9 protein-coding genes are annotated in these 6,493 nt (G+C 55.8%); 7 read left to right on the top strand and 2 right to left on the bottom strand.

The window, feature by feature from the left end; translation table 11 throughout:
* Positions 1 to 209 precede the first annotated feature (209 nt).
* Together C8D92_RS14775 and C8D92_RS14770 are read left to right on the top strand one after the other, a co-directional pair.
* On the top strand, positions 210 to 623 hold the full coding sequence (locus C8D92_RS14775; RefSeq protein WP_116919833.1) for a type 2 periplasmic-binding domain-containing protein: 414 nt from the start codon (positions 210 to 212) through the stop codon (positions 621 to 623).
* A complete protein-coding gene (locus C8D92_RS14770) occupies positions 607 to 1,203 on the top strand; it encodes a type 2 periplasmic-binding domain-containing protein (protein WP_116919832.1) in 597 nt (198 codons plus the stop codon). Before C8D92_RS14775 ends, C8D92_RS14770 begins: the two co-directional genes overlap by 17 nt.
* Positions 1,204 to 1,444: 241 nt before the next feature.
* Here the strand turns inward: C8D92_RS14770 and C8D92_RS14765 are convergent, their stop codons facing one another.
* On the bottom strand, positions 1,445 to 1,897 hold the full coding sequence (locus C8D92_RS14765) for a hotdog fold domain-containing protein (RefSeq protein ID WP_207775193.1): 453 nt from the start codon (positions 1,895 to 1,897) through the stop codon (positions 1,445 to 1,447).
* 98 nt (positions 1,898 to 1,995) lie between these two features.
* Between C8D92_RS14765 and C8D92_RS14760 the strand changes: the two genes are divergently transcribed.
* The 3 genes from C8D92_RS14760 to C8D92_RS14740 all read left to right on the top strand — a co-directional run bounded on the left by C8D92_RS14760 (position 1,996) and on the right by C8D92_RS14740 (position 4,635).
* The gene (locus C8D92_RS14760) at positions 1,996 to 2,673 is read left to right on the top strand and encodes a TetR/AcrR family transcriptional regulator (RefSeq protein WP_116919831.1); all 678 of its coding nucleotides are present in this window, start codon (positions 1,996 to 1,998) and stop codon (positions 2,671 to 2,673) included.
* Positions 2,674 to 3,170: 497 nt separating this feature from the next.
* Entirely contained in the window at positions 3,171 to 3,800 is a 630-nt protein-coding gene (locus C8D92_RS14745) for a LysE family translocator (protein WP_116919830.1), read from the top strand.
* A 301-nt stretch (positions 3,801 to 4,101) separates the two neighbouring features.
* Entirely contained in the window at positions 4,102 to 4,635 is a 534-nt protein-coding gene (locus tag C8D92_RS14740) for a helix-turn-helix domain-containing protein (protein ID WP_243402469.1), read from the top strand.
* Here C8D92_RS14740 and C8D92_RS14735 read toward each other — a convergent pair.
* Positions 4,611 to 5,015 carry a VOC family protein gene (locus C8D92_RS14735; protein WP_116919829.1) on the bottom strand — a complete coding sequence of 135 codons (405 nt, stop codon included), beginning with the start codon at positions 5,013 to 5,015 and terminating at the stop codon, positions 4,611 to 4,613. The two genes, C8D92_RS14740 and C8D92_RS14735, sit on opposite strands and share 25 nt — an antisense overlap.
* Before the next feature lie 687 nt (positions 5,016 to 5,702).
* Here C8D92_RS14735 and C8D92_RS14725 point away from each other — a divergent pair.
* Positions 5,703 to 5,900: a hypothetical protein gene (locus C8D92_RS14725; protein WP_116919827.1), complete on the top strand. Its 198-nt coding sequence runs from the start codon at positions 5,703 to 5,705 to the stop codon at positions 5,898 to 5,900.
* A 58-nt stretch (positions 5,901 to 5,958) separates the two neighbouring features.
* Positions 5,959 to 6,180 carry a hypothetical protein gene (locus tag C8D92_RS14720; protein ID WP_207775192.1) on the top strand — a complete coding sequence of 74 codons (222 nt, stop codon included), beginning with the start codon at positions 5,959 to 5,961 and terminating at the stop codon, positions 6,178 to 6,180.
* Positions 6,181 to 6,493 lie beyond the last annotated feature (313 nt).

Here is a 6,493-nt window from a genome sequence, read left to right as displayed (position 1 = left end):
TTCGGCAAAGCTGATCTGGCTCATGGGGTAGCGACCTTCCCGGTTGGTGACTCTGGTGCTATTGTCGCAAATCCAAGGGCTTTTTCAGAGGTTCCCTAAGGAATTGATAACAGGGCGCCCACGGTAAAGTTTCTGAAGTCCGTCAACGTCCTTCAATGGGGAGTTGGGCCTGATGAACGAGTTGACGACTTTTCGTTAAGGCGTTCTTTATGCAGTTCTTCAGCCGTCTCTTTCTGGCACTCCTGCTGCTTTCCGGTACCGCCCCTGCGGAGGTGCTGGAATCCGTGCATTTTCTTATACCCGGCGGCGAGGGTGGCGGCTGGGATACCACCGCTCGGGAAACAGGCAAGGCGTTGTTGGCCGAAGACCTGATCGACCGCGCCTCCTATGACAACTATGTGGGAGCAGGGGGCGGACGGGCGCTGATCGATCTGGTGGAGAGCCCGAAACAATATGGCAATACGCTGATGGTGCAGTCCACGCCCATTATCTTCCGCAACCTCAACGGCATGGTTGAATACGGCTACCGGGACGTCAAGCCTGTATGCACGCTCATTGCTGAGTATCAGGCCGTGGCGGTCCGGTCCGATTCCAATCTAGACTTCTGTGTCCAGCCTGTTTAAAGCCATCAAAGCCGCGCCTATCCGCCACCCGGTGATCGGTGGTTCCTCTTTCGGCAGCCTGGACCACATCACCCTTATGTTAATCGCACAGGCGGCGGAAATTGATCCCCGGCAATTGCGCTACATCTCCAGCAATGGGGGCAGGGATGCCATGGACAGGCTGAAAAATGGTTTTGGTGTCGCGGTCGTGAGCGGCCTTGGTGAGTTGTTACACGCCCACCGTGACGGTGAGGTGAAGATCGTCGGTATTACCAGCGGTGAACGCCTCCCCGAACTCAACGGCATTAAAACCTTCCGGGAACAGGGGGTGGATGTGGAATTCGCGAACTGGCGAGGCTATTTTGCCGCGCCCACGCTCTCTCAAAACAAGGTGGAGAAATTTCAACGTTTGTGCGCCGACCTTAATGCCTCCGATACATGGGCTCAAACCCGGAGAAAGTATTTCTGGAGCGAACATTTCTTGACCGGACAGGCACTACGCGAATTTTTGGAGGCACAGAACAAGCTGCTGCAAAAAGGATTGCGGGACCTGGAGCTTCTTGAACCTGCCGGTGGGGGAAAAGGGTGGGCAGGGCGATGAAGGTAAAGGGGGTAAAGGAGACACCCACAGTCAAAGTCACTTCATCCGGGTAATAGGTTGGGTATCCCCACGCCGAGCTCCGAAACAGGTTCCTCCCGACAAGGGCGCTTTGGGAAGGGTGCGGCCATCTCCTTTATGAGCAGCTGCCCGACGGGCTATTGATCAAGGCTAGAACGGGGACAGGTCCTGTTGTTTATGCCCGAATCGCTATAAACCCAATCAGTCTGACCCCTTTTCCGGATTATCGGTGCTTAACGTTCATTTCGATTTGCGCGCGGAACACTTCCTCCCCGGTGGTATCAGTGATGGACACGGGAACCTGTGTTGGGCCCTCGCGAGACCAGTCCACCTGGCTGCCATTGGCGGTGGCGGTCAGATCCGTCTTGGCCTTTTTAAGGTAGGTCACTGACATACCGGAAGGAATCCATCGTGCGCCTTGAGGGATGGAGGCGTCGGTCATCATCCCGCCTGCCAACTCGGCCATGTTGCACATGGCGATTGCATGGACTGTCTTGAAGTGATTGGTGACTCGGCGCCGCTTTTTCATGGTGACTACGCAACGCTGTGGCTCCAGGGTCTCGATGCGAGGGCTGATGCTGGCGAAGTAGGGCGCGACTTGGCAGACCATCTTGCTGAACAGGAACTTGCCAAGTGGCTGCGACGACATCGTCTGGAATGTTTTTACGGGATCCATAAAGCCTCCTTTCACGGTTGTTGCGTTGGTGATGGTTACTATGCCAAGTAAAAGAATAATATTCTAGAAAAATATTCTAGTTATGTTGTTGTGGTAAGATGGCGCCGCATTTTTCTTCGGTAAGCGTCGGTATGGCGGCAACTTCCTCCAAATCGCGGGCCCGATCCAGGGCCAAGAAGCGAGAGATCCTCCGCAAGGCTCTGGAGTGCTTTGCAGTTCATGGTCTGGAGCACACCACCATCGACATGATCCGGGCGGAGACCGGTGTGAGTGTCGGCAGTCTCTATCACCACTTTGGCAACAAGGACGCCATAGCCAGTGCGGTGTTTATCGAAGGGATGCGCGATTTTTCTCAGCGGGCGCTGGAGTATCTTGATCAGGTGGCTTCGTCCAGCGGTGGGGCTACTGAGAAAGCGGAACGGCTCATCAAAGCTCTGGTGTATGCCAACGTTGATTGGATCAGTGCCAATCCGAATTGGGCACAGTTTGTTTTTCATCATCGCCGTACGGTTGGAAAGGCCGGCGGCGCATCGACCTTGAATCGGGATGTGGAAAGTTTCTACGGCAAGCTCGCTGCCATTCTCGGGCCGTACGTGGAAGGTGGCCATATTCGCAATCTTCCCGCGCCGCTGTATGGTTCCTTTATCTCTGGCCCGGCTCACGATTACGCGCGCCATTGGTTGGCCGGCCGGTACGCCGTGCCCATACAGGATGTTCGTGAAGAACTGGCAGAAGGCGCCTGGCGGGCGTTGAATGTGAATGACGGGGTCATGTGAATGACGGGGTCAGGTCTTGAATCTTGCATTCGACCTCTTTGTGCATTTCACATCGGGGGAGATGCAATGCAAAAAGAAAGACCTGACCCCTTTCGGTGGCGCCTGAGTCGATCACCGGCTCTGGCGCAAGCGCTGCCGGCTCGGCTCTTCCGGAACCATGGGCTGCCGGAACTCGGGCACGGTAGTGGGTTGAATCCAGTCACTGAATCGCCGTGGTACGTGATCCGTATGCCCGGTGATGTGGGAGGAGGGGCACCGTGAGGTGCCTCCCTGTCCCGATTGAGCCTGTAGAAAAAGTCCCGGAATCGCCGCTCCTGCTCTGGTAGCATCGACTCATCGCTGGCTGACAAGGACCCGCCTTCCACCATGCCTCGTTTCAAACCCTACAACTACGACCAGGACGCCATGGTCGTGATCAACTACCAGGACCAGATCCAGCCCGGTACCTTCGAGTATGCGGTTCATTTGAGCGGCGTTAGCGTTTAGGAGGACCTCTCATGGCAATTGAGTCCTGGTTTGCGTTTGTTATCGCTTCGGCGGTCCTACTAGTGATTCCCGGCCCGACAATTTTAGCCATCACAAGCTATTCAGTGACTCACGGTCCTCGCGCCAATGTTCCTTTGGTGGCTGCAGTTGCACTTGGGGACTCCACCGCGCTGATCGCCTCACTCGTGGGTTTGGGGGCGTTGCTTGCCGCATCTGCTTTTTGGTTCACAGCGGTGAAGGTGGCGGGAGGCTTGTACCTGCTCTACCTTGGCCTCAAGTTTTTTCGGGCAGGCTTCTCACCCACGGACATGGCGGAACCGGCGTCCGATTCCTCTCGCTTGAAGCTATTCGTCAACACCTATTTAGTTACCGCACTTAACCCAAAGGGCATTGTCTTTTTCATGGCCTTTTTACCGCAATTCGTTACGCCCGGTGAAAACGAGGTGTTTCAGATGTGGTTACTTGCAGTCACCTTCGTTGTTCTGGCGACCATTAATGCCACGCTTTACACGGTTTTCGCGTCGTCCGCTCGTCGGCTGCTTGTCTCACACAAGCTGCGGCGTACGCTTCATTTTTCCGGAGGCGCTCTGCTTTCCTTAGCAGGCGTGTGGGCGTTGCTGGCCAGGCGGCCCGCTGGGTAGAGGCTAACAGGTGCACCTAGGCGGGCGCTCCGGTGGACGGCAAGATCAAGACGTGGGCCTCCAAACCGGAGGTTTGGTAGCGGGATTGGACGCCTGCTTGCTTGGAGGGATGATGGACCCGATTGTGTGCACCTGGACCAGTACGCTTCCCGAAGGCCGCTTTACGGTTTGGCCGGACGGCTGCCGTGACCTGATTGCCGTTATACCGAACAACAAGCCGGCCACCCTCCTTTGCAGTGGCTTGGATTCCTCCCCCCGCCGATTGGTTTGTCGTAGTGACACTTTGTTCGTCGGAGTCCGGTTGGCGGCCGGAGTTTCCTTTCCATGGGAACGTAAACAGCCAGAGTACAAGCGAGAGGATTTCGTTCTGGCCCAGAACCAGATCTCGCAGTTCGATGGTTGGGAGATGGAGAGCCTTTGCGGCGATGCGTTTGATGAGCTGGTCAGCGTCGTTGATCGCTTTGCGAGCCCGGCCCCGGTCTGGGTACCGGAATGTCTTGAGGCGTTACGTTCCGGGCGAGTGCCAAGAACCATTCCGTTGAGCGAACGCAGCGTAAGGAGAAAACTGGCGGAAACCACCGGTGCGCCCCCCAGTTACTGGCGGTCTCTGGCTCGCGTCCGCCAGGCCGGGTTGGCGCTGGTTCAGTCTGACGCTCCCCTAGCCTCGATTGCAGCGGATTTCGGCTTCTCGGATCAGCCGCACATGAGCCGGGAGATCCGGCGTTGGTTCGGACTCACACCTCTGGCATTGCGGGACAATCGGGAGCAGGCCATTAGGCGGTTGACCGCTCCCGATGTCTTCCAGGGACCTCAGGTTCGTTCAATGATGTATTGATCAAACTCTGAGCTGGGTTCAATCGGGTGGTAGCAATAGACGATGACACCGGAGGGATCAAGAAGACCGAATCCCCGATCTCCCCAGGGATGAGACTCCAGGGGGATCGTGGTCTGCAGGCCGGCCTCGGTCAACCGGGAGTGAAGTTGATCAGCATTGTCCACAAGAATGTTGAGAAAGACCCCACCCGAGAAGGGCTGCATGCCATCCTGCGGACTCATGAGGCAGATTTCCGGTTCCTGGTGAGGCGCTGTCATTCTGAGTACGACGTACCAGCCACAATCGAAAACCGGTCGCGCGCTGAAATGAGTTTCATAGAACCGCCGGGTCTCCGGCAGGTTTTCGGTGACGATGGTCATGCTCGCCGATTCAATAGTCATAGGTTACCCCGAACAAGTTGAAGGAAAATGACTCAGTGATCGAAACAGGAACATAAGGGATTGAGCCAGCGCTGTTTTGAATATTTCGGCCAGGATGGGGCAACCACAGCTTCAAGAAAACGCGCTGAAGCGCAACGTCCCGGGGTCAGGTCTTGCGCTTTGCCCCCTACAATGCAGATAGCAAAAGACAAGACCTGACCCCTTTCGTGTTGCAAAACCACCGCGGTGCCGACGATTCAATATGGAACCTCAGACTGCTCTTTTCATTGTTTTCGTTCTCTTTGAGGCAGCCGGTTTCCTCCTTACCGTCTTCTTCTACCTAATGGCGGCATCTTTCCTGAGACCGGGCTATGGCCGATACTTCTGGATGGGAGTGTGGCTTCTGAACCCGGCGTCGGTATACCCGGAAGGGCAGTACTACAGACGAGCTAGCCTTCTGGCGATCGCTCTGTTTGGAGGCGGTACTATTCTGTTTGTGGAGTTCATGGGAGGTCCCTGATTCTACCGGGGCGAGCGAAGGAGAGACGGATGATCGGCGTGAAGTCTGCCATTAAAAGGTATCAGAGGAAGCTGCCGGCGGAGTTGTCATAACAATACGCAGCAGTGCGCGCCCTGTGGCCGCCGGGCGTCCCTGACGGGCTGCCGCTGTGCTTCACGTTATATCGAACCTTGAGGAGTCCCGTACAAATGCCCTACCGAATGTTAGTCACCTTAGCGGTTCTAGCGCTATCTATACCGATCTATGCTGAGGAAGCCGCACGAAAATGGCAGAACCAGATGTTCGATGCGGCGGCTGCTGGGAATTGGAAAAACCGGGACAGATTGGAAAAACCGGGACAGATTTATTTTCGCAGCTTTAGAGCCTTCCAAGATGGCCTTGGCTAGGTAAAATTCCCCGATGCAGAAGGAATCTGCATCGTTCATACATGGCAAGGAGAAGCCCATGCCCCGTCAAGCCCGAGTCATCGTGCCGGGGCTGCCGCACCATATTGTCCAGCGTGGCCATAACCGGCAGCCCGTCTTCATCGAAGAGCAGGATTTCACTTACTACCTGAGTAATCTCAAGGAATGGAAGCAGGCCCTTGGCCTGAAGGTCTACAGTTACTGCTTGAGGACAAACCACGTGTGGAAGCATCCGACGAACTGGCCGCTATTCCTCAACTGATGAAACGGTTGGCGGCCCGACAGACTCGATACGTCAATGCTTTGGAGCGGCGCAGTGGTTCGCTTTGGGAAGGGCGCTACAAGATCCGGAAAACCGGGACAGATTTATTTTTCGCAGCTTCATAACCTTCCAAGATGGACCTGTCTAGGTAAAATCCCCCGTTGCAGAAGGATCTGCATCGTTCATACATGGCAAGGAGAAGCCCATGCCCCGCCAAGCCCGAGTCATCGTGCCGGGGCTGCCGCACCATATTGTCCAGCGTGGCCATAACCGGCAGCCCGTCTTCATCGAAGTGCAGGATTTCACTTACTAC

Origin of the sequence: Tamilnaduibacter salinus (assembly GCF_003096655.1) — a bacterium.
Classification (GTDB): domain Bacteria; phylum Pseudomonadota; class Gammaproteobacteria; order Pseudomonadales; family Oleiphilaceae; genus Tamilnaduibacter; species Tamilnaduibacter salinus.
The sequence above is the reverse complement of the archived record's forward strand: the minus strand, read 5'-3'. Positions and strand labels throughout refer to the sequence as shown.

What these genes read in the sequence shown, in the direction of transcription:
- C8D92_RS14720 (WP_207775192.1), top strand. Translation starts at nt 5,959, where the DNA reads ATGCCCCGTCAAGCCCGAGTCATCGTGCCGGGGCTGCCGCACCATATT.
- C8D92_RS14760 (WP_116919831.1), top strand. Translation starts at nt 1,996, where the DNA reads ATGGCGCCGCATTTTTCTTCGGTAAGCGTCGGTATGGCGGCAACTTCC.
- C8D92_RS14765 (WP_207775193.1), bottom strand. Translation starts at nt 1,897, where the DNA reads ATGGATCCCGTAAAAACATTCCAGACGATGTCGTCGCAGCCACTTGGC.
- C8D92_RS14735 (WP_116919829.1), bottom strand. Translation starts at nt 5,015, where the DNA reads ATGACTATTGAATCGGCGAGCATGACCATCGTCACCGAAAACCTGCCG.
- C8D92_RS14775 (WP_116919833.1), top strand. Translation starts at nt 210, where the DNA reads ATGCAGTTCTTCAGCCGTCTCTTTCTGGCACTCCTGCTGCTTTCCGGT.
- C8D92_RS14725 (WP_116919827.1), top strand. Translation starts at nt 5,703, where the DNA reads ATGCCCTACCGAATGTTAGTCACCTTAGCGGTTCTAGCGCTATCTATA.
- C8D92_RS14745 (WP_116919830.1), top strand. Translation starts at nt 3,171, where the DNA reads ATGGCAATTGAGTCCTGGTTTGCGTTTGTTATCGCTTCGGCGGTCCTA.